Here is a 691-nt window from a genome sequence, read left to right as displayed (position 1 = left end):
GGGGGACGTCCCGTCCACGCTACAAGGCGCATCGAAGCGTCGACGACGAACACGGAGTAATCGTGGCGACAGCGACCACCGCGGGGGACGTCGGCGAGAACCGGATGTTCAGGCCATTGCTGCTGCAGGGCGAGCGCAACGTAGGCTCGCTGCCCGAGAGCGTCGTAGCCGATTCCCAATACGGGACAGCCGAGAACTTCCGCGACGCGACCGCCATGGGCGTGAAGCCCCATATGCATCCCACTGCCGGTCGCCCCAGCGAGCTCTTCGGCTCGGAGCGTTTCGCTTACGACAAGGCGAGCGACACCTACGCCTGTCCCAAGGGCAAGAAGCTGTATCCTAAAAGCTCGGACAAGACGCGCTATGGAATCGAGTACGCCGTCAGGAAGGGAACTTGCCAGGAGTGCTCGCTGAGGGAAAAGTGCACCAAATCGGAATCTGGCCGAACCGTATTGAGGCGTTGGGGACAGGAGCTCGTAGACGAAGGCATGGCCGAAGTCGACACGCAGGAGGGCAAAACGGCAAGGCGACGCCGGAAATGGCTCATGGAGGGCAGTTTCGCGCAAGGCGCCAACCTGCATGGGCTGAAGCGTTCGCGTTGGCGGCGACTATGGCGCCAAGGCATCCAGGACCATCTCATTGCCGCAGTGCAGAACATGAAGATTCTAGTCAGCGCGGCAGGCAAGGACAG

Annotated in this window: 1 protein-coding gene; it reads left to right on the top strand. The window is 61.9% G+C overall.

The genetic code is table 11. The features are described from left to right. The coding region (locus JIN87_RS27985; RefSeq protein WP_200360054.1) for a transposase at nucleotides 1-691 on the top strand (691 nt) is incomplete at both ends.

This window comes from Pelagicoccus mobilis, from assembly GCF_016595505.1.
GTDB lineage: Bacteria > Verrucomicrobiota > Verrucomicrobiia > Opitutales > Opitutaceae > Pelagicoccus > Pelagicoccus mobilis.
The sequence above is the reverse complement of the archived record's forward strand: the minus strand, read 5'-3'. Positions and strand labels throughout refer to the sequence as shown.